Annotated in this window: 19 protein-coding genes; 7 read left to right on the forward strand and 12 right to left on the reverse strand. The window is 63.4% G+C overall.

Features of this window, described 5'->3' with window-relative positions; genetic code table 11:
* Positions 1-233: 233 nt before the first annotated feature.
* The 3 genes from leuB to AC6A67_RS03695 all read right to left on the reverse strand — a co-directional run bounded on the left by leuB (position 234) and on the right by AC6A67_RS03695 (position 4,919).
* Positions 234-1,343: a 3-isopropylmalate dehydrogenase gene (gene leuB, locus AC6A67_RS03685; protein WP_498035209.1), complete on the reverse strand. Its 1,110-nt coding sequence runs from the start codon at positions 1,341-1,343 to the stop codon at positions 234-236.
* A gap of 384 nt (positions 1,344-1,727) precedes the next feature.
* Complete coding sequence (locus tag AC6A67_RS03690) at positions 1,728-3,422, reverse strand: acyl-CoA dehydrogenase family protein (protein ID WP_498035210.1); 1,695 nt, start codon at positions 3,420-3,422, stop codon at positions 1,728-1,730.
* 384 nt (positions 3,423-3,806) lie between these two features.
* The gene (locus AC6A67_RS03695; RefSeq protein ID WP_498035211.1) at positions 3,807-4,919 is read right to left on the reverse strand and encodes a DMT family transporter; all 1,113 of its coding nucleotides are present in this window, start codon (positions 4,917-4,919) and stop codon (positions 3,807-3,809) included.
* A gap of 222 nt (positions 4,920-5,141) precedes the next feature.
* On the opposite strand from AC6A67_RS03695, the gene AC6A67_RS03700 reads away from it, so the two are divergent.
* Positions 5,142-5,942: a YihY/virulence factor BrkB family protein gene (locus AC6A67_RS03700; RefSeq protein ID WP_498035258.1), complete on the forward strand. Its 801-nt coding sequence runs from the start codon at positions 5,142-5,144 to the stop codon at positions 5,940-5,942.
* 70 nt (positions 5,943-6,012) lie between these two features.
* Here AC6A67_RS03700 and ccrA read toward each other — a convergent pair whose 3' ends face one another.
* Positions 6,013-7,290 (reverse strand): crotonyl-CoA carboxylase/reductase, encoded by a 1,278-nt coding sequence (gene ccrA / locus AC6A67_RS03705; RefSeq protein ID WP_498035212.1) that lies wholly within the window; start codon positions 7,288-7,290, stop codon positions 6,013-6,015.
* A 308-nt stretch (positions 7,291-7,598) separates the two neighbouring features.
* Between ccrA and AC6A67_RS03710 the strand changes: the two genes are divergently transcribed.
* Entirely contained in the window at positions 7,599-9,623 is a 2,025-nt protein-coding gene (locus tag AC6A67_RS03710) for a protein meaA (protein WP_498035213.1), read from the forward strand.
* A 438-nt stretch (positions 9,624-10,061) separates the two neighbouring features.
* Here the strand turns inward: AC6A67_RS03710 and AC6A67_RS03715 are convergent, their stop codons facing one another.
* From AC6A67_RS03715 to AC6A67_RS03725, 3 genes are all read right to left on the reverse strand, one after another.
* Complete coding sequence (locus AC6A67_RS03715; RefSeq protein ID WP_498035214.1) at positions 10,062-10,844, reverse strand: Bax inhibitor-1/YccA family protein; 783 nt, start codon at positions 10,842-10,844, stop codon at positions 10,062-10,064.
* A gap of 145 nt (positions 10,845-10,989) precedes the next feature.
* Positions 10,990-13,569: an ABC transporter permease gene (locus AC6A67_RS03720; RefSeq protein ID WP_498035215.1), complete on the reverse strand. Its 2,580-nt coding sequence runs from the start codon at positions 13,567-13,569 to the stop codon at positions 10,990-10,992.
* A complete protein-coding gene (locus AC6A67_RS03725; RefSeq protein ID WP_498035216.1) occupies positions 13,566-14,321 on the reverse strand; it encodes an ABC transporter ATP-binding protein in 756 nt (251 codons plus the stop codon). Before AC6A67_RS03725 ends, AC6A67_RS03720 begins: the two co-directional genes overlap by 4 nt.
* Positions 14,322-14,504: 183 nt before the next feature.
* Between AC6A67_RS03725 and AC6A67_RS03730 the strand changes: the two genes are divergently transcribed.
* The 5 genes from AC6A67_RS03730 to htpG all read left to right on the forward strand — a co-directional run bounded on the left by AC6A67_RS03730 (position 14,505) and on the right by htpG (position 19,725).
* Positions 14,505-15,275 carry an arylesterase gene (locus tag AC6A67_RS03730; protein WP_498035217.1) on the forward strand — a complete coding sequence of 257 codons (771 nt, stop codon included), beginning with the start codon at positions 14,505-14,507 and terminating at the stop codon, positions 15,273-15,275.
* 179 nt (positions 15,276-15,454) lie between these two features.
* A complete protein-coding gene (thpR, locus tag AC6A67_RS03735) occupies positions 15,455-16,033 on the forward strand; it encodes an RNA 2',3'-cyclic phosphodiesterase (protein ID WP_498035259.1) in 579 nt (192 codons plus the stop codon).
* A 116-nt stretch (positions 16,034-16,149) separates the two neighbouring features.
* On the forward strand, positions 16,150-16,674 hold the full coding sequence (locus AC6A67_RS03740) for a YkvA family protein (protein ID WP_498035218.1): 525 nt from the start codon (positions 16,150-16,152) through the stop codon (positions 16,672-16,674).
* Between the two features lie 151 nt (positions 16,675-16,825).
* On the forward strand, positions 16,826-17,377 hold the full coding sequence (locus AC6A67_RS03745) for an invasion associated locus B family protein (RefSeq protein WP_498035219.1): 552 nt from the start codon (positions 16,826-16,828) through the stop codon (positions 17,375-17,377).
* A 386-nt stretch (positions 17,378-17,763) separates the two neighbouring features.
* Positions 17,764-19,725 carry a molecular chaperone HtpG gene (gene htpG / locus AC6A67_RS03750; protein ID WP_498035220.1) on the forward strand — a complete coding sequence of 654 codons (1,962 nt, stop codon included), beginning with the start codon at positions 17,764-17,766 and terminating at the stop codon, positions 19,723-19,725.
* Positions 19,726-19,925: 200 nt separating this feature from the next.
* On the opposite strand, the gene AC6A67_RS03755 is transcribed toward htpG, so the two are convergent.
* From AC6A67_RS03755 to AC6A67_RS03775, 5 genes are all read right to left on the reverse strand, one after another.
* Positions 19,926-20,744 carry a helix-turn-helix domain-containing protein gene (locus AC6A67_RS03755; protein WP_498035221.1) on the reverse strand — a complete coding sequence of 273 codons (819 nt, stop codon included), beginning with the start codon at positions 20,742-20,744 and terminating at the stop codon, positions 19,926-19,928.
* A gap of 212 nt (positions 20,745-20,956) precedes the next feature.
* Entirely contained in the window at positions 20,957-21,517 is a 561-nt protein-coding gene (locus AC6A67_RS03760; protein ID WP_498035260.1) for a peroxidase-related enzyme, read from the reverse strand.
* 317 nt (positions 21,518-21,834) lie between these two features.
* Positions 21,835-22,395 (reverse strand): bifunctional adenosylcobinamide kinase/adenosylcobinamide-phosphate guanylyltransferase, encoded by a 561-nt coding sequence (gene cobU, locus AC6A67_RS03765; protein ID WP_498035222.1) that lies wholly within the window; start codon positions 22,393-22,395, stop codon positions 21,835-21,837.
* Positions 22,395-23,987 carry a bifunctional phosphoribosylaminoimidazolecarboxamide formyltransferase/IMP cyclohydrolase gene (gene purH / locus AC6A67_RS03770; RefSeq protein ID WP_498035223.1) on the reverse strand — a complete coding sequence of 531 codons (1,593 nt, stop codon included), beginning with the start codon at positions 23,985-23,987 and terminating at the stop codon, positions 22,395-22,397. The genes cobU and purH overlap by 1 nt, the downstream gene beginning before the upstream one ends.
* A 323-nt stretch (positions 23,988-24,310) precedes the next feature.
* Positions 24,311-26,047, reverse strand: coding sequence for a heparinase II/III family protein (locus AC6A67_RS03775; RefSeq protein ID WP_498035261.1), 1,737 nt, complete (start codon positions 26,045-26,047; stop codon positions 24,311-24,313).
* Between the last annotated feature and the right edge of the window lie 333 nt (positions 26,048-26,380).

A 26,380-nucleotide genomic window follows, 5' to 3' on the forward strand; every position in this document is an offset into this window, starting at 1 on the left:
ATCGCCGGACGACATAAAAAAGCAGGGCCAGCGTCGCTGGCCCTGCTTTTTGCGTTCTGCTCCATATCCCCCAACCTGCTCCGCTTCAGCAACAATCGCGAGGGCGCGACATCTGCGTCAGCGCCCAGCGGACGCAACCGTCACGCGGAACAGGGAGCGCAGGGCAAGGCGTCAGCTTCGCGCTAAACGCCAGATCATGCATCCGGACGCTGGCGCCGCCTTGTCGCATGCGTTCAGGCCAGTCGCTCCAGCTCAGCGATGATCGCGTCGCCCATGCCCGAGGTGGAGACGACGTTGGTGCCCTGCCCGGCGATGTCGCGCGTGCGCAACCCGGCGCCCAGCACGTTGGCGATCGCCAGATCCAGCTTGTCCGCCGCCTCGCCCAGGCCGAACGAATAGCGCAGGGCCATGCCGAGCGAACCGATCATGGCGATTGGATTGGCGAGGCCCTGTCCAGCAATGTCCGGAGCTGAGCCATGCACGGGCTCGTACAGCGCCTTGCGCTTGCCAGTGACGGGGTCTTCCGCGCCGAGGGACGCAGACGGCAGCATGCCGAGCGAGCCCGTCAACATGGCGGCCACGTCAGAAAGAATGTCACCGAACAGATTGTCCGTGACGATCACGTCATACTGCTTCGGATTGCGCACCAGCTGCATGGCGCAATTATCCGCCAGAACGTGCTCGAGCGACGCGCCGGAAAATTCCTCACGGTGAATCCGGCTGACGACCTCGTGCCACAGCACGCCAGTGCGCATGACATTGCGCTTTTCGGCGGAGGCGACGCGATTGTTCCGCTTCGCCGCCAGATCGAAGGCGACGCGAGCGATGCGCTCGACTTCGTGCGTGGTGTAGAGCTGGGTGTCGACGGCGCGCTTTTCACCATTCTCCAGCGTGACGATCTCCTTCGGCTCGCCGAAATAGACGCCGCCGGTCAGCTCGCGCACGATCATGATGTCGAGACCTTCCACCAGCTCGCGCTTGAGCGAGGAGGCCTCGGCCAGCGCCGGATAGCAGATCGCCGGGCGCAGATTGGCGAACAGGTCAAGGTCCTTGCGCAGGCGCAGCAGGCCCGCCTCGGGGCGCGCCTCATAAGGAACCTTGTCCCACTTGGGGCCGCCGACAGCGCCGAACAGTACGGCGTCAGCCGCCTGGGCGCGCGCCATCGCGTCTTCGGTGATCGCAACGCCGTGTGCGTCGTAGGCCGAGCCGCCGACGAGATCCTTTTCGATCTCGAAGCTGGCGACGCCAGCCTTGTCGAGCCAGCGCACCAGCTTCTCGACTTCAATGTTCACTTCCGGACCGATGCCGTCGCCAGGAAGCAGGAGGAGGTTGAACGATGCCATGGACGCCTCTCAGAATTGATCACGCCGGGTTTAGGCCTGGGGTCTTCCCCTGACAAGTTTTCTGTCGCGCCAACTCCTTGATGTCAGGCCGAACGACATGGCGGGAGCCGTCTTCGCGGTCAGGCGCACAAAGAAGGCGTGAGGAAAGGCGAGATTGCCCATTTCTTCGCGAAGGGCGGACGACATGCCGAGGCAGCAATCGCATGAGCGTGAAAAAGGCCCGCCATTGGCGAGCCTTCATTCACGCAGGGCTAGGCTGTCAAAGACGCCAGCCGTCGTGTCATATTAGGTTGCGAAGATGCTGACGCATCCGCATCCTGAAATGCTCAGGCGCCGCACGGGCTGAACCAGCACCCGATGTGTCATACCCATCGGGTGCTGGTATCAGTTGCCGCCCTCGATCAGGCGACGGGCGATGACCTGGGCCTGGATTTCGGCCGCGCCCTCAAAGATGGACAGAATGCGCGCATCGCAGAGCAGCCGGCTGACCGTGTACTCAAGTGCGAAGCCGTTACCGCCGTGGATCTGCAACGCATTGTCGGCGTTCGACCATGCGATGCGGGCAGCCAGCAGCTTGGCCATACCGGCCTCAAGGTCGCAACGCTTGCCTTCGTCCTTGGCGCGACCTGCGAAATAGGTCAGCTGGCGGGCGATCATCAGCTCAGCCGCCATCATCGCCAGCTTGTCAGAGACGCGCGGGAAGCTGATGAGGGGTTTGGCGAACTGGATGCGCTCCTGGGCATAGCGCAGGCCGACCTCAAGGGCAGCCTGGGCCACGCCGACGGCGCGCGCCGCCGTCTGGATGCGGGCCGCCTCAAAGGTCTGCATCAGCTGGCGGAAGCCTTCGCCTTCCACACCGCCGAGCAGATTGGCGCCCTTCACCTCAAAGCCGTCAAACGCCAGCTCGTACTCTTTCATGCCGCGATAGCCGAGCACCTCAATTTCACCGCCGGTCAGGCCGTCGACGGGGAATGGGTTGGCGTCGTCGCCGCGCGGCTTCTCGGCCAGCAGGATCGACAGGCCACGATAGCCGGGCACATCGGTCTTGGTGCGAACCAGCATGGTCATCACATCGGCGCGAACCGGGTGGGTGATCCAGGTCTTGTTGCCATAGACCTTCCACACTGCAGCGTCGCCCTCGCCTTCCTTGACGGCGCGGGTGCGCAGCGAAGCAAGGTCGGAGCCAGTGTTCGGCTCGGTGAACACCGCCGTCGGAAGAATCTCGCCAGAGGCAATCTTCGGCAACCAGTGCTGCTTCTGCTCCTCTGTGCCGCCGCCCAGGATAAGTTCAGCGGCGATCTCGGAGCGGGTGCCGAGCGAGCCGACGCCGATATAGGCGCGCGACAGCTCTTCCGACACCACGCACATGGAGACCTTGGACAGGCCCATGCCGCCGTATTCCTCCGGAATGGTCAGGCCGAACACGCCAAGCTGGGCCATGCCGGCGACGACATCCAGCGGAATGTACTCATTCTTGAGATGCCACTGATGGGCGTGCGGCACGACCTCTGCATCGGCGAAGCGCTTCATCTCGGAGCGGATCGCCTCAAGCGTTTCATCAAGACCGGTGGCGCCGATGCTGGAGCCGCCGTCCATGTCCTTCATCAGCGTGACAAGGCGCAGACGGGTCGCCGGGGTATTGCCTGTGGCGATCATCTCGTCCAGCGCCGCGGTACGAAGTCCGGCGACCTGGCTGGCGTCGAGCCCCAGCTCGGCGAGACGCACAATCTCGTTCTGGCTGATTGGAATGCCGCCGAAAACCTGTGCGGTGTATTCGCCGGCAGCGATGAGCAGGAGAAGTTGCTCAACCTCGCCGAAGCGGCCTTCATCGGTGAGGCGCTGCGCCCAGCCCGCCGCTTCACGTACGCCGGTGACATAAGTGGCGAGCCATGACAGGCCATGGGCCGCGTGCTGCTCGGCGTCGATCAGGGCGCCAGACGGCTTGCCATTCTCGGAAACGCGCGCGCGCACGGCGCTGGTGGCGGCAGCGAGCAGGGTTTCCAGATCGCCGGCGACGCGGGTGGCCAGAGCGATGGTGTCTGACGCGGCGGGAAGGGTGGCGGTCGCCACTTGGCTCATAACGCTATTTCCTCTTGGCGCGCACATTCGCAAATGCGCGATCAGTCAGCACAGGAACAGGCGGAACATCGTTCCGTATCGCGGCGGCGCCCTCAGAGCGCCACCTGCTCAAGGCAGACTGGCTCTCGCTCCAGGGCGTCGCGGTTCAGGGCGATTGTTGCACCATCAGTCGTCGCCGTCTGATGGCACAATTGCCTGAGGGCGCGTCCACGTCGTCAGATCGGCAAATGATCCACGGCGGAGGACGGCGGCACATTGCGCGCCTGCCATGCAAGTGACAATTCGGCGAAAGTCAAAGCGGCGTCAAATGGGCGCCCCCAGCCTTCTGCCTGTTGTTGAGCGCACATTAAACGACGCACACGCACAGGCAATCGCAGATCCGCTTCACACCTGCATCTGCGCCGCGCGCGACGGCGACGGCGGACGGTTTGTCAGCCACACCCCAAGCACTGCGATCGCCATGCCAGCGATCTGGATCAGCGACAACCGCTCGTCAAACGCCAGCCAGGTCATGGCCGCAGCCACCACCGGGATGAGGTAAAACAACGCCGACATGGTCGACACAGGCATACGCCGCAACAGCCAGAGCATCAGCATGATGCCTGCCGCCGACGTGCCGAGCACCGACCAGGCAAGCGCAATCCACAACTCCTGGGACGCGTCGAAACGCATGTCTTCCAGCAGAAATGCAAAGGGAGCCGTAAAGACGAAGGCTGCAAGAAACTGGATGGCGACGCTGACCCGGAGGTCGCCCACCTGCCCTGTCCGCTTTTGCCACACGGTGCCAAGAGCGATAGCGACAAGGCCACATAGAGCCGCGATCACCGGCGCTGGCGGCAAGGCGTCATCGCCGACAATCCGCGGCGCTAACACCATCGCCGCACCAAGCATGCCAATAGTTAGTCCGCCCCAGGCGCGGGCGCTTACCTGCTCGCCGAGAATCGGGCCAGCCAACAGCCCCGTCAGGAGTGGTTGCAGGGCGAGAATCAGCGAACACACACCGGCTGGCAGTCCTTCGCGCACGCTCCAGAACACCGTGGCAAGCATGATGGCCTGCAACAGAATGCCAGCGATGCAGATATCAACCCACGCGCGAAGCGTACGGGGCCACTCAGCCCCTGCCAGCCAGGCGATCAGCGCCATCACGGCGGCGGTGGCGGCGAAGCGAACTGTGAGAAAAGTTAACGGCTCGGCATGGGGCGCGACATAGCGCGCGACGATATAGCCACTGGCCAGGATGAGGACGACAGCGGCGGCGGCGACACGCGACGCGATGGCGGCTTGGGACATGGAGCGGACGTTTCCCGACGAATTCTCTCTGGGCGCTGTCTGACGGGCGCCACGCCTGTGGTCGGACGTTTTGTCATGAATTGCAATCGACGTAGCTGGATATGCCCCATGCATGAGCGGCCGGTTAGACCCGTCCCGCACGCACACACGCTTTAGGCTTTGTCGAGGGAATCCAGGCGCCGCGACCGAACCATTATGCGCCGCCATTAACGCTGGCGCGTGCTGTCGTCTCATGCGGCGTTACATGACATGCTAGGATCACCCCATAGCCAGACAGCCCACTGGTCCTGCGCCGCATGCATGCGCATCGCGGCAGCCCGGAGGAAGTTGGCCTTGCTGGAGAATCCTCAGTCGTCGTGCTCGTGCGTTTAGGGAGAACTGACCATCACTGCACTGTTCAGAATAGCCTCAACGACGCTCACAAGATTTCTGGAGCATGATGGCTGGGCGCTCGCCAGTCACATCGCCATGTCGATCCTGATGGCGCTGTTCCCCTTCATGATCGTCATCGCATCGCTGGCCAGTATGATTGGGGCGTCTGACCTCGGCGATCGCGCGGCAAGCCTGCTGTTCGAAATCTGGCCTGCTGACATTGCGGCGCCTCTGTCTTCGGAGATCCGCACGGTCCTGACCGAGACCCGCAGCGGCACGCTGACCATCGGCGCCCTGTTTGCGGTTTATTTTGCCTCCAATGGCATTGAGGCCCTGCGCGTCGGACTGAACCGCGCTTATGGCGCCTATGAATGGCGCGCCTGGTACTGGACACGGCTTGAGTCGATCATGTTTGTGCTGGTCGCGGCGGCTGCGCTGATCATCTTCGCAGTGCTGGTGGTGTTGTGGCCGGTGCTCTGGAACGCCCTGATGGCATGGGCCCCGGCGGTGCGCGAGCAGTTGCAGCCCCTGCGCTTCATGGTCAGCATCATTCGCTATGGCGTGGCAGGCGCCGTTATTTTCGTGGTGCTGGTTGCGGCGCATTTGCTGGTCGCCGCTGGGCGACGCAGCTTCCGCCAGGTGCTCCCCGGCGTATTGCTAACGATTCTCGCCTGGTTCGTCGGCGGCGCCATTTTCGGCGCCTATATCGCTGATTTCGGGCAGAAAGGCTATGTCACCACCTATGCTGGTTTGGCTTCAGTGGCGATCGCCCTGGTGTTCCTCTACGTGCTCGGCGCGATCTTCCTGCTGGGCGGAGAGATTAACGCGGCCCTGATCGAAGAGTCGGAGGGCGAATAAATCATCAGGATCAAACAGAAAGGCCGGCGGATGCGCCGCCGGCCTGAATGTATTCAGCATTAGCCTGCCATCAGGCGCCGCGGCTGGCCTCAATGACGTCGTCAAGGTTACGCAGCCCTGGACGTGGAGAATTGACCAGCACCGACATATTGCCTGGCGCATGACGGTTCTGCCACATCTTCATGTGAGCGTCCGGAATGTCGCTCCAGGTGAACACCTCTGACATGCAGGGGTCAATGCGGCGATCCACCACGAACTGATTGGCCGCCGAAGCCTGCTTCAGATGCGCGAAGTGCGAGCCCTGGATTCGCTTCTGCCGCATCCACACATAGCGGGCGTCAAACGTCAGGTTAAACCCTGAGGTGCCAGCACAAAACACCACCATGCCGCCCCGCTTCGCCACCAGGGCCGACACCGGGAACGTCGCCTCTCCAGGATGCTCGAAGACGATATCGACGTCCTTCTTGCCAGTGATGTCCCAGATCGCCTTGCCAAAGACGCGCGCGTTCTTTGTCCAGGTGTTGTACTCGGGCGAATTGACCTTGGGCATCTGGCCCCAGCAGTCGAAATCCTTGCGGTTGATGACGCCCTTGGCGCCCAACTGCATGACGTAGTCGCGCTTGGACTCGTCTGAGATCACGCCGATGGCGTTGGCGCCAGAGGCCGCGCACAGTTGCACGCCGAACACGCCGAGACCACCGGAGGCGCCCCACACCAGCACGTTGTCACCTGGCTTGATGGTATGCGGCGCGTGGCCAAACAGCATGCGATAGGCGGTGGCGAGAGTCAGCGTGTAACAGGCGGCCTCTTCCCATGTGAGGTGCCTGGGCTTCTCCATCAACTGCCGCGATTGCACGCGGCAGAACTGCGCGAAGGAGCCGTCAGGGGTCTCATAGCCCCAAATGCGCTGGGAGGAGGAGAACATCGGGTCGCCGCCGTTGCATTCCTCGTCATCGCCATCGTCCTGGTTGCAGTGCACCACGACCTCGTCGCCGACCTTCCAGCGCTTGACCTTGCTGCCAACCGCCCACACCACGCCCGATGCATCTGAGCCAGCAATGTGAAACGGATGCTTGTGCGCATCGAGGACAGAGATCGGCTCACCCAGCGCAGCCCAGACGCCATTGTAATTGACGCCGGCGGCCATGACATAGATCAGCACCTCATCCTCGCCGACCGTCCAGGTGGGGACGTTTTCAAGCAGCATGGCCTTGTCAGGGGCGCCATGCCGCTCCTTGCGCACGACCCACGCCGTCATCTCGGCCGGCACATGGCCAAGTGGCGGAACTTCGCCCATGCGATACAGATTCTTCTGTTCTGCGCTGGCGGGTTTCTGAACGGCGGTCATGATGGCGATTCCACTCAATGGCCCCGGGGCATACGCCGGAGCATCTGACAGGCGCCGGGCGTGACGACGACCCGGGATACGCTGGCGGCTGAAGCCCAGCGGCATTGCCTGAGATATAGACCTGTGGCCATGGACCCGGAAGTTGGCCAAAAGTTTGATGCGACCCCCTGTCGCCAATGGCAGACGTTTGGTCAGCTTCGGACTAGATTGCCGGGATACCATTCGCCTAAGCCATCGCTGAAGCGTTGCACATGTTCGCTGACCATCGGCCCCGGCCAATTCCGCGAACCAGCCAGACGAGTAGCCGTATGAGCGCGCAGAACAGGACCTCCCCGCAAGGCGCAGACGCCAATGGGACGGCGACACGAGACAAGCCGTGGATTTTCCGCACCTATGCCGGCCACTCGACCGCAGTGGAATCCAACCTGCTCTACCGCAGCAATCTGGCCAAGGGTCAGACCGGCCTGTCCGTGGCCTTCGACCTGCCGACCCAGACTGGGTACGACCCGGACCATGAGTTGGCGCGTGGCGAAGTCGGCAAGGTCGGCGTGCCCGTGTCGCACATTGGCGACATGCGGGCCCTGTTCGATGGCATTCCGCTGGAATCCATGAACACCTCGATGACCATCAACGCTACCGCCGCCTGGCTACTGGCGTTGTACATCGCCGTTGCAGATGAGCAGGGCGCACCAAGGTCGTCGCTGACAGGCACGACGCAGAACGACATTATCAAAGAATATCTGTCACGCGGCACCTATGTGTTCCCGCCAGCGCCATCGATGCGGCTGATCAAGGACGTGGCGCTGTTCACCACCCGCGAGGTTCCCAAGTGGAACCCGATGAACGTCTGCTCCTATCACTTGCAGGAAGCGGGCGCGACGCCGGTGCAGGAGCTGTCCTACGCGCTCGCAACTGCCATCGCGGTGCTCGATACGGTCAAGGCTTCCGACGAGGTCGATGAGGCTGGTTTCGCCAAGGTCGTGGGGCGCATCTCGTTTTTCGTGAACGCCGGCCTGCGCTTCATCACCGAAATGTGCAAGATGCGCGCGTTCGTTGAGCTGTGGGACGAGATCTGCACCGAACGCTACGGCATAACTGACCCACGCCAGAAGCTCTTCCGCTACGGCGTTCAGGTCAACTCCCTTGGCCTGACCGAGCCGCAGCCAGAGAACAACGTCTATCGCATCCTGATCGAAATGCTGGCGGTGGTGCTATCCAAGAACGCCCGCGCCCGCGCCGTGCAATTGCCGGCGTGGAATGAGGCGCTGGGTCTGCCGCGCGCCTGGGACCAGCAATGGTCGATCCGTATGCAGCAGATCATGGCCTATGAGACTGACCTGCTCGAGTATGGCGACATCTTCGACGGCTCTATCGAAGTGACCCGCAAGGTTGAGGCGCTCAAGGATGCGGCGCGGGCCGAGCTGGCCCGTATCGACGCCATGGGCGGCGCAATTGTCGCAGTTGAGAATGGCGCCATGAAGCGGGCGCTGGTCGAATCCAATGCACGTCGCCTTACCAATATCGAGGATGGCTCGCTGGTGGTTGTCGGCGTCAACCGCTGGACAGAGAGCGAGCCATCACCGCTCACAGCAGGCGAAGGCGCCATCCTCACCGTGCCAGAGACAGTTGAAATGGAAGCGGTGAGCAAGATTCGCGCCTGGCGCGCGGCGCGTGATCAGGCGGCCGTCGACGCGGCGCTGGCGGATCTGGCCTCTGCCGCAAGGGAAGGCCGCAACGTCATGGAGCCGTCCATCTCCTGCGCCCGCGTCGGCGTCACCACCGGCGAATGGGGCCAGACCCTCCGCGATATCTTCGGCGAATTCCGTGCGCCGACCGGCGTATCGATCGAAACGAAGTCGCCGGAGGTCGAACGTGAAGTGCGTTTGCTGGTCGCCGATCTGACCGATCGCATCGGCTCTGCGCCACGCATTGTCGTGGGCAAGCCGGGGCTCGACGGCCATTCCAATGGCGCGGAACAGGTTGCGCTGCGTGCGCGCGACGTCGGCATGGACGTCACCTATAACGGCATCCGCCAGACCCCGACGGAGATTGTCAATCAGGCCCGTCAGAGCAAGGCGCACGTGATAGGCCTGTCGATCCTGTCCGGCTCACATGTGCCTCTGGTTCGCGACGTCATGGCCCGCCTCCGCGCCGAAGGGCTGGATCACATCCCCGTCGTGGTTGGCGGCATTGTGCCGCCTGAAGATGAGCTGGTGCTGAAGAATATCGGCGTCTCAGCCGTCTACACCCCCAAAGACTATGCTCTCGACGAGGTGATGAAGGGCATCGTGCGCGTTGTTGAGCGGTCCCTGGACGCTAGCGCGGCCGACTGACATTCATTTGGGCGCAGACGCAGGATTGGCTCAGCCAACAGCAGATCAGGCGCGCGCCCACATTTCGTCCCAAGCTGGGAAATTGCCTGCCGGGAGAGCGACCGCCACGAACTTGCGCGTTAGTGCGGGACAAGGGCGATGGATCGCAACGCTGAGGCGTCAATGGTGCGCGGCGCCGACCGATCCGCGCAACGCAGGTCCGTACGGCCATGCCACTCCCTGCAGCGCCGCATGAATTCCGCAGCGCGCGAGATTCAAATCCGAGAAGGCGCCATGTAGGAGCCGGCCCGTGACGGCGTGGTCGCCGTTACAACCAAATGCCGCCGCCCTTCATCGAGCAGCCAGAAAAATACCCCCGCCCCCACATGGGGCGGAGGTTATTGATGGCAAAAAGGCCCCGGAATTCCGGAGCCTTGTGCACGCACCAATGTGCGGGTGTCAGTCGTTGCGCGAGCCAAACAGCTGCAGCAGCATGGTAAACAGGTTGATGAAGTCGAGGTACAGCATCAACGCGCCGAGAATAGACTTCTTGGCGGCTGATTCATAGCTGTCAGCCTCGTAATACATCTCCTTGATCCGCTGCGTATCCCAGGCCGTCAGGCCGGAGAACACCAGCACGCCAACCACCGAGATCGCCAGCTGGAAAGCGCTCGACTGCAGGAACAGGTTGACCAGCGAAGCGATGACGACGCCGATCAGGCCCATGACCAGGAACGTGCCCATGGCCGAAAGGTCGCGCTTGGTGGTGTAGCCATAGAGGCTCAGGCCACCGAACGCCGCCGCAGTGATGAAGAACACCCGGGCGATCGACGAATGCGTGTAAACGAGGAAGATCGACGACAGCGACAGACCCATCAACGCCGCAAAGGCATAAAACAGGCCGCGCGCCGTAGATACCCGCATGCGGTCCATACGGGCGCTCAGGAAGAACACGAACGCCAGCGGCGCCAGAATCACAACCCACTTCAGCGGGCTGACAAACAGCGTGTAACCGATGCTGGTCAGCATCAGCGACCCGGCTTTGCCTACAGCCTGGGCCTGATCGGTCGTGACCGACAGCATGTAAACGCCGATGGCGACGAGGCCTGTGATGGCGAGGCCCACAACCATGTGGTTGTAAACACCAAGCATGTAGGACCGCAGGCCCTGATCGAGCTCTACAGTCCCGGTCTGGGCATACCCCTGGTTCAGCTCAGGAGCGCCACGGTTCCAGTTTGACATCTGACCCTCTAACCTCTCTTCAGGCGCCGGCCGCCCAGGCGACCGCATATGCGCCAGAAGCAAAACATGGTTGTTTCTGACGCACAATACAAGTCCGCACGCTGCGTTTCCGGAAGCAACAGCCCGCTCTGCGATTCACCCGACTTCAGACAGTCCGCAAGCGGCGGGCTGGCGACTGGCCAAGAATGCGCCATGTACCAAGGAGGCCGAGGATTGTTGTGAACACCACCGCGATGGCAATGGCGATGAGGGGCTCCGGCCAGCTCATGACAAATTCGAGCCGCATGGGCTTAGTCACAATGAACCAGCCGACGGCGATGCCCGCAATATAGCCAAAAGCGCTGGCAGCCAGCGCAAGACCGCCATACTCAAGCGTGTAAGCCAACAGCAATCTGGCCCGGGTGGCCCCAAGGGTCTTGAGGATGAGCGCATCGTAGAGGCGCGCGCGCTGTCCGGCGGCCAACGCCCCAGCCAGCACCAGCACGCTGGCGGCGAGCGAGATCAGGCTGGCGCCTCCCACCGCCAGCGAAAGCTTGCCAACGATGTCGTCCACCGCGTTGATGGCCTCTTTCACCCGCAAGGACGACGCCATCGGGAACAGGCGCGCGGTTTCCTTCACGATAAGATCTGCGTCGCCTTCGGGCGCCTCTGGCGACAGACGCAGGGTCGCCAGAGAGGTGTGCGGGGCGCCCCGGAAGGTGTTGGGCGAGAACACCATGACGAAATTGATGCCAAGCGAACGCCACTCAATGGTGCGCAGGCTGGCGACCTTTGCGCGCATTTCGCGTCCAAGCACATTGACGACAAGCTCGCCGCCCACATCCACCCCCAGACCGCGGGCGATGCGCTGATCAAGCGATACCAGAGGCGGCCCGCTATAATCCGCTGGCCACCAGTCGCCTGCGGTGATCCTGGCGTTCTCGGGCGGTTTTTCGGAGAAAGTGACGCCCCGGTCGCCATCAAGTACCCAGGCAATGTCCTGGGGGACATCCAATTGCTCTGCGGGCACGCCGTTTACGGAGACAATGCGCCCTCGCATCATGGGCACGCGATCGAAGTGGCCGCCTGGCGCCAGCCTGCTGACCAGCCCCTCAAACTCCTGGGAGCGGGCCGAAGGAATGTCTACGAAAAAGAAGTCTGGCGCGGCCCCGGCCGTGGAGCGGGCCAACTGATCCCGGATATTGGTTTGCACCAGCGCCAGCGCCACCAGAAGCGTCACGCCGAGCCCAACCGATAGCACGAGCGAAGGCGTCAAGGCGCCGGCGCGGTGGACGTTGGCCAGAGCCAGTCGCGCAGTGGCATTCTTCGGTCGTGGCGCGCGACGTGCAATCGCCATGAGCAGCGCGGCGACGCCACGCAACATCAGGAAAGTCAGCACCGCAGCCGCCAGGAACGACACGGCGATGCGGCGGTCAAATGAAAAGCCAATGGCGATGGCGCCCAAAGCAATCAGGCCAGCTAGCGTCGCCGCTACGTACATAAAGCGCGGTCGCCGTCTGTCGCCGGCGACCAGATCGCGAAACAGCGCGGACACCGGCACATCGCGCGCGCGTCCCAGGGGACCGATGGCGAATACGAACGCTGTTAGCAGTCCGTAAACTGCTGCCAGCGCCAGTTCGCGCCATGCAAGGGCGGGCGCCAATGGGACGGGCAGCAGATCAGCCGCGAGCCAGACAGTGAGGAACGGCGCCAGAGCGCCAACGGTCAGCCCTATCGCCACGCCCACCAACGCCACCAGCATGACCTGCGTCAGGTAAATGGCGACGATGCGGTCACCGGAGGCGCCAAGGCTCTTCATGATGGCGATACTGCGCCGCTGGCGGTCAACGAAGCCGCGGGTGGCGTTGGCGACGCCGACGCCGCCCACCAGAAGCGCGGTCAATCCAACCAGCGACAGGAACTGGGCGAAACGTTCGATGTTGCGCTCGAATTCCGGCGCTGCCGCCTGGCGCGAGCGGACCTGCCAGCCCGCTTTGGACCAGTCCTTGTCGATCTGCGCCAGGGTGGCCGCCAGTTGTGCATCGTCCCCACCAGCCGGCAACACCACCTGGCGGCTCCACCGCACGAGGCTGCCAGGCTGGATCAAGCCGCTTTGACGAAGCGTCTCCTGGCTCACCATCAGCCGTGGCCCAAAGCCGTAACCGCCGCCGAGCTTGTCCGGCTCGTTCACAAGGCGGCCACGAAGCTCAACCAGCTGGTCGCCGATCAGGATCTGGTCGCCGATCTTGCGACCAAGCCGCGAGAACAGCGCCTGTTCTGCGACGGCGCCGCGCACGCCTCCCCTCTCGGCCAGGGCCTCTTCCAGTGGCGCGGGAGGATCAATCTCTAACGTCCCGACCAGCGGGTAATTGGTAGTGACAGCCTTCAGCTCAACCATCGCTGCGGCCTCATCCGCGCCATCGACCCGGGCCATGGCGCGAAGATTTGCGGTATCTGTCCCGCGCCCTAGCCGGGCCAGATAGTCGCGCTCAGCAGGTTCAGGCTCACGCTGCACGAACGTCACCGTGAGATCTCCGCCGAGAATGGCGCGCCCCTCGCGGGCAAGTCCCTCAGTGAGCGAGCGGGAGACGCTGGACACGGCTGCGATAGCGGCCACGCCCAGAATGATGCAGCCGAGAAACACCCCGAAACCGCGAAGACCACCGCGCAACTCGCGCAGCGCCAGCCGGAGGTTCAGGGGCAATATGGATCGGGACACGTTGGCCACGGCGACTTCACTGCTCATGTGGCGGCGCCTGCCAAGGAGGCGTCTACCAAGGAGGCGCGACCCATGGCGCTATCATGGTCGATCAGCCCTGAGCGGATGCGCACGACGCGGTCACAGCGGGCGGCGAGGCTATTGTCGTGCGTGACGATCACCAGTGTCGAACCACGCTCCCTCCGCAGGGCGAACAACAGCTCGACAATTTCCGCGCCGGTCTTCTCATCCAGGTTGCCGGTTGGTTCATCGGCGACCAGCAAGGCAGGATTGGCGACAATCGCCCTTGCGACCGCAACGCGTTGCTGCTCGCCACCCGAGAGTTGCGCCGGGTAGTGGTCAGCGCGATCCGCCAACCCGACAGCCGCCAGTTCCGCGCGGGCGCGGGTAAAGGCATCCGCGGCGCCGGCCAGCTCCAGCGGCAGGGCCACATTCTCGAGCGCCGTCATGGTCGGGGCCAGATGGAAGGACTGGAAGACGATGCCGACATTCCGTCCCCGGAACCGCGCAAGTTCGTCCTCCGACAAGCGGGTCAGCTCCTGGCCCGCAACCAGCACGCGCCCGCTATCGGGCCGCTCGAGACCTGCCAACATCATCAGGAGCGTGGATTTGCCTGATCCTGATGGGCCTGTAAGTCCAATGACTTCCCCTCGTTTCACTGACAATGACACGCCCTTGATGATGTGCACCCTCGCGGCCCCAGCGCCGAGCGAGAGTTGCAAATCGGTCAGCTCCACCGCCATATCACTGGAGGACAAGCGATCTGCGGGCTGCGTCATGGGTGGTCCAATCCTGTTTGTCAGCTGGGTGATGTCGCCTGACGGCTGCCGGCGCACCCGGCCTGATATGGGGTGCGCCACGCCGATCGCCAGGGTGGAGCCAGCTATTCACCGACGGGCCCAAGCGCCCTTCCGGAGTGTGAGCCAATGCCAAGTTTTGCGCGCCACGACCAATTCTCCAAAATGACCGGCCTTGAGTCCTCCGGCATGCGGCGGCTGGCGATGGTTGGCGCTGCCATCACCCTGGCTGTAGGGCTTTTTGCCCAAGGGTCGCCGGCGCTCGCGCAACAGCCTGCCACCGGGCCGGGGGCGCCCCTTCCGACCGCCAGTGCGTCGCAGGCTGGGACGACTTCTGCCGAGGCGCAGCAAAAGGCGAAAGAGCTCACGCTTGTGGTGCTCGGCGACAGCCTGAGCGCCGGCTATAACATCGCAGGCGACAAGGCGTTTCCGGCCGTGCTTGAGCGCGAGCTGCGCCAGCGTGGACACGCCGTCAACGTGATTAACGCAGGCGTCTCCGGCGACACCACGACTGGCGGTCAGGAGCGTCTCGACTGGTCCGTGCCGGAGAGCGCGTCGGGGGTCATTGTGGAGCTTGGCGCCAATGACATGCTGCGCGGCATCGATATCGCCATTCCACGCAAGGCGCTGGACGACATTATCTCGCGGCTCAAGACAAGGCAGATCCCGGTCATGCTGGCGGGCATGCAGGCGGCGCCCAATCTGGGCGGGCGTTATGCCGCGGATTTCAAGGCGATGTACGCCGAGCTTGCACAACGGCATGACCTCGAGCTTTATCCGTTCTTCCTTGAGGGAGTGGCGGGCGAGCGCAACCTGTTGCTGCCTGACGGGATGCATCCCAATCCGGAGGGCGTCGCGGTGATGGTCCGCAATATTTTGCCCACGGTGGAACGCTTCATCGGCCGCATTCAGACGGACAAACCCAGCGGCGGCTAATACGTGCTCGATCGTGCGCCCCGCCTGCAACGTCCAGATTGATGTGCAGGCGCGCACTGTCTGCGATGCGCGCTCTCACTCACGCAGGGATCTTGCAGCGCATACGCCATGGCATGCCGCTGCGCGCGGCCCATGCGGCTGATCGGCCCTTTCGTCTAACGGCCCTAAGGAGATGCAAGATGCCAAGGCTGTTCATCGGTCTGGAGCTGCCGCCAGCGCTTGGCGCAACGCTCACCGCCGCGCGTGGCGGCCTCTATGGCGCACGTTGGATCGATCCAGAAGACTATCACATTACGTTGCGTTTCATCGGCGATATCGACCATGCGACGGCGCGCGACATCGACGAATCATTGGCCGAAATCCGGCGTGACCCGGTCACCGTCACGCTGGAAGGCGTAGAGGCCTTCGGCGGCAAGCGGCCGCGGTCGGTACATGCACGCGTCTTGCCCGACAGGGCGCTGATGGAGCTCCAGGCCGATATCGAGCGCCGCGTGCGTAAGGCTGGCGCACCACCCGAAACCCGTAAGTTCACGCCTCACGTGACGCTGGCGCGTTTACGCGACGTATCGCCCCTTGATGTCGCCGACTACCTGGCTTTGCGCGGCGCCTTGCCCCGCATCAGCTTCACCGCCCAGAGGTTCGTGCTGTTTTCATCGCGGGATTCAGTGGGCGGCGGCCCCTATGTCGTTGAGGCGGCGTATGACCTTGGCGACAACGGCGGCGTGGACGCCCTCGATCAATGCGACGTTGCACCTTGAATTTCCAGCGCGCATCGCCAGATTTTTGCTGCGGACGATGATTGGCGTGTGCGCCGCAACTGAGCCTTTACAGTTTCGTTTGGCTACGCTAGGCCTCAAGGAGTCGCCAGTCGACCATGTCCCGTTCCCTCACCGAGCCATTCACCGAAGCAGAAATGCAGGCGATCCGTCGGGCTGCGAGCGGAGAAGATGCAGGCGCCCACGCTGACGAAGCGCATGTGCGCAAGCATTTCTGGGGGGCGTTAAAACGCATCGCCAGGAATACGCCTTTCGCGCAGGACCTTGTCGCTGCGTTCTTTTGCGCGCGCGATGCCCGCACGCCATTGAAGGTGCGCATGATCCTGTTTGGCGCGCTGGGCTATTTTATCCTGCCGCTCGACGCGGTCTCCGACCTGCTGCCTCTGGTCGGCTTCACCGATGACATCGCTGTGCTGACGCTGGCGATCGCGACAGTTAGCTCGGCCATCAGGCCGGAGCACCGTGACCTTGCGGCGCAGGCGTTGTCGGACCAGCCGCCTCCGGCCCGATCGGCTCCATTTATCGACGGCAATGAGCCGCCTCCCTCGCGCTGGAAGCGATGGATCTTCCAGACGAAGCGTGGCGCAGATACAAAAAAAGAGACGCCCGCTGGAAGTTCCTAACGCCCTGATAAGGAACTCGTTCTATAGTGGGACATTCGTATCAGCATCGCTGTGGCGCGCGCCGCAGCGAGGCTTGTGTCATTCAATTAATGAGGCCCTTCGGGCTCACCGCAGGGGACTTGATCATTCAATGATTCGTCCGGACCGACTGTTGCGCTGCGCTGTCATTTGCGCTGGCGCGCTGCTCTCCACTTACGTTTTCACCGGCGCCGCATCCGAGGCGCTGGCTCAGACACGCTCCGCCAAGCCCGCATCCGGGCCAGCGGGCGGTAACTCCGTCGGGAGCTACGGTGACTGGGGCGTTTATGTTGCGCGTACCGGCAGGAGCAAGGTCTGCTACGCGCTCTCCCATCCAAAGGTTCGCCTGCCAAAGGGGCTCAATCGCGATCCAGGCTATCTTTTCGTGTCAGCCCGCCCGGGTGATGGCGTGCGCAACGAGATTAGCTGGGTGCTTGGGTTTAACGCCAAGGCTGGCGTCGACGGTCAGGTTGCTGTCGACAATGCCAGCCAGCCCGTCGTCACACGTGGAGCGAGCGCCTGGTTGAAGGATGCGAGCCAGGAAGTGCCGACTGTCGCGGCCATGACCAGGGGAACTAAACTCGTCCTCAGCACACAGTCGCAGCGCGGCAACAGCCTGAAGGATGAGTATTCGCTCCGCGGCTTCACCCAGGCCATGGAACGGGTTCGCAGGGAATGCCCTTGAGATTTATGTAAGGAGCGCCGGAATCTGGCGCATGCATGACGGAATAGCGAGGCGGGCTGTAGCGGCCCGCCTCTTTTTTGTCGGGACGGCGAGCGCGGCGTTGATCGCCTCGGGAACATGAATGTTGCATCCCGCTCCGGCCGCGCAATTGCTGCAGCGCCTGACATGCGAAGAAGGGTGATTTTGCCCTGCGCCTGTGCCGCCAGACCAGGGACACCGGTCGGGTGGACGGCGTGACACGCAATTCATGGCAGGCAGCGCCTGGCAGGGATCGTACTTGAAAATCTGCACGCCATTCGCCATGTCGGCGCCATCCGGCGCCGCGAGCGCCTGAGGCTTCAGCAACACAATATTCTGCCATTGCAAACAATTTTTGGGGGATAACCATGACCACGGATGCTGATACCGGCGTCAGGACGCGCGCCTTTGAGGCTGACGTCGCACGCTTGCTCCACATGATGGTGCACTCGGTCTATTCCGACAAAAGCGTATTTCTGCGGGAGCTGATTTCGAATGCCGCTGATGCGTGCGAGAAGCTGCGCTATGAGGCGATCGCTCGCCCAGAGCTGCTGGGCGACGCCCCTGCCGCCATGGGCATCGACATCCGGATTGATCCGGCGAACCGCACGCTGACCGTTGAAGACAATGGCATCGGTATGACTGCGGACGAAATGGTCGAGGCCCTTGGCACCATCGCCCGCTCAGGGACGCGCGCCTATCTCGAGGGGATGCTTGGCGAAACAGCGCCCCAAGGCGCCGAGAGCGCCAGGGGCGATGCCCACCTGATTGGCCAGTTCGGCGTGGGCTTCTACGCCGCCTTCATGGTCGCCGATCGCGCCGACGTCGTCTCGCGCAAGGCGGGCGCAGATACCGCAGCGCAGTGGTCATCCGACGGCAAGGGCGAGTTCACCGTCGTCGACGTCGCCACAGACGCAGCGCCGGCGCGCGGTTCGCGCATTGTCCTGCACCTTTCGGACGGCGCCGACGAGTGGCTCGACGCCGATAACCTGCGGCGGCACATCCAGAGTCAGTCAGGCCACGTGCCGGTGCCGGTGACGCTACATTTTGCCCGCCCGGTCGATGGCGAGGACAAGGACGGCGAGGTGGCCGCGCCTGAGCAGGTCGACGAACAGGTGGTTGATGGCAGCGCCTTGTGGACCCGTGCCAGACACGACATCTCCGCCGAGGAATACAAGGAATTTTATCGTTCCGTCGGCGGCATGTTCGATGACCCCGCCATGACGATCCACTATCGGGCTGAGGGTCGGCACGAGTTCAACGCGCTGTTGTTCACGCCTTCATCACGTCCGTTTGACCTGCTGGACCCGGAGCGCAAGGGCCGGGTGAAGCTGTATGTGAAGCGGGTTTTCATCACCGATGACGCGGAGATCCTGCCGCGTTACCTGCGCTTCGTGCGCGGCGTGGTCGATTCCGCCGACCTGCCGCTCAATCTGTCCCGGGAGATGATCCAGAACAGCCCGGTTCTGCGGGCTATTAGCCAGAATGTCACTGGCCGCGTGCTCACGGAGCTGGAGAAGCTCGCCGACAGCGACCCGGAAGCCTATGGCGCGATCTGGGACAATTTCGGCGCCGTGATCAAGGAAGGCGTACACGAGGACTTTGCGCGTCAGGAGCGGTTGCTCGGCCTTGCCCGCTTCAGAACGACGACAAGCAACGGCGCGCTGCGCTCCCTGAAACAATATCTCGCCGATATGCGCGAGAACCAGACTGCGATCTATTATCTGACCGGCGATGCGGCGGCGAAAATCGAGAATTCGCCTCACCTCGAAGGTTTCCGGGCGCGCGGGGTTGAGGTGCTGCTGCTGACCGATCCCGTCGACGGCTTCTGGACCATGGGCGCCGCGGGCTTTGACGGCAAGCCGCTGCGGTCCGTGACCCAGGGCGTCGCCGATCTCGATCTGATCCCGCTCGCTGAAGGCGAAAAGGCCCCCAATGCGGAGGTCAGCGACGCGGTCAAGGCGTTGCTGGAAAGCGTAAAAGAGAAGCTGGGAGAGGCGGTGACCGATGTGCGCGCCTCAACCCGTCTGACAGACAGCCTGGTCTGCCTTGTCGCGCCCGGCGGTGGATACGACCGCCATATGGAGCGGCTGCTCACCGGCTTCGGTCGGCTCGACCAGATCGCCAGGCCGATTCTGGAGGTAAACCCGCATCACCCGTTGATACAGACGATGGCTGCGGCGCCGGTGACTGACGCTGAGTTCAGGGCGGACATCGCGCATCTGCTGCTCGACGAGGCGTCGATACTGGATGGCGGCCAGGTGAGCGACGCCCATGCGTTCTCGGCGCGGCTCACGCGCTTGCTGACGCGCGCCCTCCCGGCAGGCTGACACCCTGTTTTGGGACGCGAAGGAGGCTCCCAGGCACGAGTGTCTGGGAGGCTTCCAATCTGAGGCCCGGATCTGAGTGGGACAAGGTTGTGGCTCTGGCTACCACGCCAGATCGCAAGGGTGGTGGCTCCTCCGGCGCTAGAGCGCCTCAAACGCCCCACAGGCCCTCTCGCCCGCGTCGGACACGCCTTGCGATGACATCAGGACGATGCCTCCCCCATCTGTCTGCGGCGTCCTGCGGCGAGCGCCTGCAAGACATTCGCGGTGTCTTCATCGACTGGAAAGAACGTCTCAAGCGCCAGTTCAGAGAGGGTGATGTCCAGAGGCGTGCCAAACACCGTCGTCGTGCTGATGAACGACAACACCGCGCCATCCACCGCCATCCGTAACGGCGCAACGATGTCCGAAGGCTTGCTCCGACGCGTGCTGGGCGTTGGCGCGGGATAGGCCTGCAGCTCGTCGTAGAGCGCCATGAGCTGGCTATCTGCCGTCTGATCGATCTGTTGCCGCAGCCTGTGCAGCAGATGATCACGCCACTCATGATAGTTGAGGATGTTTCTGGCCAATCCATCTGGATGCAGTGATAGCCGCAGCACATTGATCTCGCCTGTCAGCAATGCCGGCGAGGCTCCTGCGAAAAGCGGCGGCGCCGCCCCGTTGGCGGACACCAGGTTCCAGTGACGGTCGATCGCGAGGGCAGGCCAGGGTTCGTGTGCAGCCAGGACTTGCTCAACAGCCTGTCTGGCGCTGCGCATCTCTGGCGCATCAAGCTTGCGCTCCTCGTAGACTGGGGCATAACCAGCGGCGACCATCAGCACATTGCGGTTGCGCAACGGTATGTTCAGCCGCTCGGCCAGCAGCATCACCATGTCCCGTGATGGCTGCGCGCGCCCGGTTTCCACGAAGCTGAGGTGACGCGTCGAGATCCCTGCCTCGCACGCCAGATCCAGTTGGCTCATCCGGCGACGTTGCCGCCACCCCCGGATTTGGGCGCCCACATCCTGTGCAGATCCGGCCATGACCTTACCCCTGTTCGTCTGAAGCGAGCTGCGCCCGCTACGATACAGCCAAGCATCGCCATGACGCTTGCGCCATTACCTCGAACGTAATGATCGCCACTGCCGGGGCGCCGTCAGGCACGACCATGTCTGGGCCGACGGCGCATGGGTGGCCGTTCAGGCTGCGCCAGGGCATGGCCATGCTGGGGCTAGTGGGCGGACAATCAGGGGCCTTATTCGGAATCGGTGCGGAACGCAGCGTGATAGGCGTGATTAGGCCGCATATCGACAGCGGAGGCCATGCGGTTGCTCATATTGTAGAATGACGCAACGGCGCCAATGTCCCAGATATCGCGCTCGGAGAAGCCGGCCTGGCGAAGGGCGTCGCGGTCGGCGTCAACGATCTTGTCTGGCGTTTCGGTCAGTCTGGCGGCGAAATCGAGCATCGCGCGATGCCGGTGGTCGAGATCCGCGGCGCGATAGTTCATCACCAGCAGTTCGCCCAGGACCGGATCGCCCGACAATTGGCGGACAGCGGCGCCATGCGCCGTGAGGCAATAAAAGCAACGATTGATGCTGGAGACCACCACCGCAATCATTTCACGCTCGAGTTTGGTCAACCCGGAAGGCGCAAGCATCAGATCGTTATAGAAAGTTGAGAACGCCTGCAGCTTGGCGTCATCAAACGCGTAGGCCTGCAGCACATTCGGCACATAGCCCAGCTTGTCCTCGCATTTGCGGAAATAGGCCTGCATGGCCTCGGACAGTTCGCCCGCCGGCAGCGACACCGCCATCACGGCGGCATCCCGTTGCCGGCGCGGCGCTGCGGCGCTGACAGCCTTATCCCCGCCCTTTGGCTTTTTCGTCTTTGCTTCGGACTTTTTCTTGCTGCCAGCCATTGGCTTTCCTTCCCTAAACTGCGGCTCCCGGCCGCGGCGCCAAAGGGCGCTGCGGCCAGACGCCGGGATTTTGAGTTTAGAGTGGGGTCAACGGCGCAGGGATGCAAACCCGTACGAAAGGCGGAGGCGGTAAGAGGCGTGGCGATGCCGCCGCCCGCCCTAAACCTGAGCACGCCGCCCATTGTCCCGTTCAATCGGCCGCCGCCCGGGGCTCACCCCTTAAGCTGCAACGGCAGCCCGGCGGCCATGAACAGAACCCGGTCAGCGACAGCCGCCACAGCCTGATTGAGGCGCCCCGCCTCATCCCGAAAGCGGCGCGCGAGGGCGTTATCGGGCACGATGCCGAGCCCCACTTCATTCGCCACAACCACCCACGGCCCACGCGGGCGCGCGAGGGTCGAGATCAGGCGTTCCGCCTCTCCTGGCGCATCCGCCCCGGACAGAAGAATATTTGTGAGCCAGAGAGTCAGGCAATCAATCAGCACAGGTTGGCCCTCCGGCGCATGGCTCAGGGCATGGGCGAGTTCGAGGGGCGCCTCAAGCGTTCGCCATCCGGCGCCGCGACGCGCCACGTGATGCGCGATGCGCTCGCGCATCTCATCGTCATAGGCCCGCGCGGTGGCCACATACAGCCATGGCGCCGCGCAGGCTTCGATCAATTGTTCGGCGTGGCGACTTTTTCCTGAGCGGGCGCCGCCGAGCACCAAGGTCAAACCGGGGGCTGGCGCCGGCGCATCAGCGCCGACTGCCGGGCTGCCGGAATCGAGGGGCATCAGTGCCGGAAGTGGCGGTGGCCGGTGAAGACCATGGCCAGCCCCGCCTCATCAGCTGCCTTGATAACCTCGTCATCACGCATCGAGCCGCCCGGCTGGATGACAGCGGTCGCGCCAGCCTCTGCGGCCGCCAGCAGACCGTCCGCAAACGGGAAGAACGCGTCAGATGCGACCACGGAGCCAACCGCCAGGCTCTCTGGCAGGCCTGCCGCCTTCGCCGCTTCTGCCGCCTTCCAGGCAGCGATGCGCGAGGAATCAACGCGGCTCATCTGGCCAGCGCCCACGCCCACCGTGGCCCCATCCTTGACGTAGACGATGGCGTTTGACTTGACGTGCTTGGCCACGCGGAAAGCAAAGCGCATGTCGGCGAGCTCGCGCTCGGTCGGCTGGCGCCTGGTGACGACGCGCAGGTCCATGTCATCGACCACGGCGTTGTCACGCCCCTGAACGAGGAAACCACCGGCGACGGTGCGCAGCGACAGGCCAGGCGCGCGTGGGTCGGGCAGACCATCCGTCAGCAGCAGCCGCAGGTTTTTCTTCGCTGCGACAATCGCAATGGCCTCGTCGCTGGCGTCTGGCGCAATAATCACCTCGGTGAAGACCTCAACGATCTTGCGCGCCGCCTCGGCGTCCAGCCGTTGATTGAGCGCCACGATACCGCCAAAAGCCGAGACCGGATCGCAACGCAGCGCCCGCTCATAGGCCTCTGCAAGTGTTGCGCCTTCGGCGACGCCGCACGGGTTGGCGTGCTTGATGATCGCAACCGCAGCGCTGCGCGCCGGATCGAATTCAGCGACGCATTCGAAGGCAGCGTCCGTGTCATTGATATTGTTGAAGGACAATTGCTTGCCCTGGAGCTGCCGGGCGGTGGCCACGCCGAAACGCCTGTCCGGTCCCTTGTAGAAGCCAGCGTTCTGGTGCGGGTTCTCACCATAGCGCATGGCCTCGGCGAGCTCGCCGCCAATGGCGCGAAACGTCGGATTGGCTTCGCCCAGCTGCGCCGCGAACCAATTGGAAATCGCCGCGTCATAGGCGGCGGTGCGCGCATAGGCCTTTTGCGCCAGCTTGCGCCGCAGGGCCAGCGAGGTAGAGCCCTCATTGGCCGCGAGATCGTCGAGCACGGCCTGGTAGTCGGCGCCTTCGACCACCACCGCCACATCACCATGGTTCTTGGCCGCGGCGCGAATCATTGCCGGACCGCCGATGTCGATATTCTCGATGCAGTCATCATAGCCTGCGCCTGACGCCACCGTGGCCTCAAACGGATACAAATTGACGACGAGGAGATCGATTGGCCCAATGCCATTGGCCAGCATCGCCGCCTGGTGCTCAGGATTGTTGCGAATGGCCAGCAGGCCGCCATGCACCGCGGGGTGCAGGGTCTTGACGCGTCCGTCCATCATCTCCGGGAAGCCGGTGACTTCCGAGACGTCAGCAACTGGCAAACCGGCCTCGGCCAACGCCTTGCGGGTGCCGCCAGTGGAAATCAGCGCAATGTTACGGTCGACGAGAGCCCGGGCGAAATCAATGAGGCCGGTCTTGTCCGACACGGAGAGAAGTGCGCGAGTGACGCGACGCAGTTCGTTCGACATGTGAGATCCGTGTATTGTCCAATTGCATCCGGCCACAGTGACATCAGCAAGCGACCTGCGCGTTCGGCAGCGGGTCGATCTCAACGTTCATTGTATTGCGCGTCTGCTGATCCACCAGACGTGTGCATTTGTTACGAACCCACGCCAGGCCATCCAGCCTGGCTGACGGCGCGCCTGCAACTGCACGTGAGCTAGCCGTGAAGCGCGGCAGATAACACGGATACGCCGGTGATCCAATTCTGGCGACGACGCCCCCTTCGCGGAATTGTCGTGATAGCCCTGCCAGTTCAGCGATATCTGCGCCTTTGCAACGCGGCTATGCGTCAGATGCGGCCCGGCGATGGCCCGGCAGGCGCTTCCCAGCCAGTGCGCATGAAGCGCCAGCCGCACTCTGCTGACGCGCTCTGCCCTTCGACCGACAGATCGATCACCAGCTGGCGGGACGCCTTCACACCTCCTGGCGCCGCAAACCACACGCTCTCTTCTATGTGCACGGTCTGGCCAGGCGCTTCGAAGCGCCAGCGTTGGCCGTCAGGCAGCGACAGGGCCACCGCATGGCTCTCACTCTCTGCGATGGCTTCCACGGCAGGATGCAAGTGAAAACGAACGGTGGCCTGAACCGCGTCGCCGCTGGACCTGATCAGACGGTCGACGCCTTCAAGGCGGTCGCCGCCAGCGGGCAACCAAAGTTGCCGCTCGTGCACCACGCCGTGGCGCGTCAAATAGCCATCGTGGCTGGCCCGCAAACGAAAACCATCAGCATCGCTTGATCGCTCGGCCTGCACCTGCTCGGGGCCAGAGAGGATGACTGGTCCCAACAGGCGCTCCGCCATACGCGCCATGCGGTCTCCCGGAGGCGAGCCGGCGAAGCGGCACGATGAGGTGTCCGCCACGGTCAGCGTCGAATGCGCCGCAGTAGAGCGCGCGGCGAGCCGTGTCGGCCCGTGATCAACGGGACTTGCGCCGCAGTTCACCACTATGAGCGCGCCTGAAACTGAGAACTCGAACGACAGGCAACCGGCATGCGCCTCTGTCGAAAAGGCGCGAGGCGGCGGCGCACCTACATCAACGATCAGCAAGGCGCGATCGGCCACGATCCGCTCGTAGCCGCTCCATGGCGCATGGGTCATGGGCCGGGCATGAGCGTCGTCATAGGCGAGCACGGTCGCCAGCAGATCGGCCGCTGAAGCGCCCATGCCGTTAAACTGGGCGATAGCGCCATCCTCGTGACGGAACAGCCGCAACATGGGCATCATCCGGTCGATGGCGGTGATCAGCGCTAACGGTGGCTCAAGCCCCCTTGCCGTGTAGGTTTGACGGAGAGGCAAAAGGTCTGTCAGCAACTCCAGCAGACGGCGCGGATTACGGCTGATGTGGCCGCCATCCTGCAGCACGTGCTGATTGAGTAGCGCGGCGAGTTGGGCATCGGCGCGCGACTGGGCGCGGGGCGGCGGCGCGACGCAAAGATTGGCGAAACTCTGGGCGATAGCGATGAGCATGCGGTCATCCGCCGACACATCTGGTCCCGCCGCCACACGCAGCTGGCCGAGCGATCGGCCAATTGTGCGCATGAAGCGCAAGTAGAATGTCCGGTCGGCGCCCTCCAGCAGCAAGGGCGCTTGAGACAAAAATGAGATCAGCCGACGCGCCGCCACGCGCGGCAGGGCGCCAGCGCCCAGACGATCACCATCGTGCTCCAGGAAATCGTCAACAAGGCTGCGCGCATGCGCGCGGGCAATGTCCGTGTTGGCCGCGCGCAAATGCCGCAACCAACCGAATCCGCACAGCTCCTCATCCCATCGATGGCTCGGTGGCGACACGCCGAAAGGCGAATTGCCCCGGGTCTCGACCATACGTCCGGCGAACGAGAAAATTCCGGCATAAAATTCGGCCGCAACTGTGGGGTCCGAGGTGCGCAGGTCCTGAGGCGCCACTAACAGCCGTTCCGGCGTGCGCGACGCCGCCGGGAACACCCTGAGAGCGAGAGACCCGGCGAGCGAAAGGGCGCCAAGCAAGCTTTCGCGCGCAACCAGCGCATAAAGCTGCAATTTGTCGCCCATTGTCCCCACGCACTATCCCCCACATGCACCCAACGCTGGCGCCGCAACATCAAGCCCATGGGCCCGTATGCAATCATATGAACATGTCGGCAGCGCGTCGCGGCGCCGAACATTGCCCTCACCACCACTGCTGAAACGCAGTTAGATCATGAAATGCCCCTGCGGTGCATCCTCCCTGACGGGAGATGCACCAGGATCACGCGGCAGCATCCCGACCAATCTGGTCAACAGATCAGCAGGCGTCCGCCGCGATCTCTCGCACAAATCCATTTGCCCACATTCACTTGCAGCAATACCACTGCGTCCAGCGCGCCCACTGTGAGGGTCCGCCGC

Source organism: Camelimonas sp. FR25, assembly GCF_059740505.1.

Bases quoted from the DNA above. Each gene is read 5' to 3' on its own strand.
- ccrA (WP_498035212.1), bottom strand. From the start codon at position 7,290: ATGACCGCCGTTCAGAAACCCGCCAGCGCAGAACAGAAGAATCTGTAT.
- AC6A67_RS03695 (WP_498035211.1), bottom strand. From the start codon at position 4,919: ATGGCGGCGCATAATGGTTCGGTCGCGGCGCCTGGATTCCCTCGACAA.
- cobU (WP_498035222.1), bottom strand. From the start codon at position 22,395: ATGCCCCTCGATTCCGGCAGCCCGGCAGTCGGCGCTGATGCGCCGGCG.
- AC6A67_RS03755 (WP_498035221.1), bottom strand. From the start codon at position 20,744: ATGGCCGGATCTGCACAGGATGTGGGCGCCCAAATCCGGGGGTGGCGG.
- AC6A67_RS03690 (WP_498035210.1), bottom strand. From the start codon at position 3,422: ATGAGCCAAGTGGCGACCGCCACCCTTCCCGCCGCGTCAGACACCATC.
- AC6A67_RS03720 (WP_498035215.1), bottom strand. From the start codon at position 13,569: ATGAGCAGTGAAGTCGCCGTGGCCAACGTGTCCCGATCCATATTGCCC.
- AC6A67_RS03710 (WP_498035213.1), top strand. From the start codon at position 7,599: ATGAGCGCGCAGAACAGGACCTCCCCGCAAGGCGCAGACGCCAATGGG.
- AC6A67_RS03715 (WP_498035214.1), bottom strand. From the start codon at position 10,844: ATGTCAAACTGGAACCGTGGCGCTCCTGAGCTGAACCAGGGGTATGCC.
- leuB (WP_498035209.1), bottom strand. From the start codon at position 1,343: ATGGCATCGTTCAACCTCCTCCTGCTTCCTGGCGACGGCATCGGTCCG.
- AC6A67_RS03725 (WP_498035216.1), bottom strand. From the start codon at position 14,321: ATGACGCAGCCCGCAGATCGCTTGTCCTCCAGTGATATGGCGGTGGAG.
- AC6A67_RS03740 (WP_498035218.1), top strand. From the start codon at position 16,150: ATGTCCCGTTCCCTCACCGAGCCATTCACCGAAGCAGAAATGCAGGCG.
- AC6A67_RS03730 (WP_498035217.1), top strand. From the start codon at position 14,505: ATGACCGGCCTTGAGTCCTCCGGCATGCGGCGGCTGGCGATGGTTGGC.
- htpG (WP_498035220.1), top strand. From the start codon at position 17,764: ATGACCACGGATGCTGATACCGGCGTCAGGACGCGCGCCTTTGAGGCT.
- AC6A67_RS03760 (WP_498035260.1), bottom strand. From the start codon at position 21,517: ATGGCGGTGTCGCTGCCGGCGGGCGAACTGTCCGAGGCCATGCAGGCC.
- purH (WP_498035223.1), bottom strand. From the start codon at position 23,987: ATGTCGAACGAACTGCGTCGCGTCACTCGCGCACTTCTCTCCGTGTCG.
- AC6A67_RS03775 (WP_498035261.1), bottom strand. From the start codon at position 26,047: ATGGGCGACAAATTGCAGCTTTATGCGCTGGTTGCGCGCGAAAGCTTG.
- thpR (WP_498035259.1), top strand. From the start codon at position 15,455: ATGCCAAGGCTGTTCATCGGTCTGGAGCTGCCGCCAGCGCTTGGCGCA.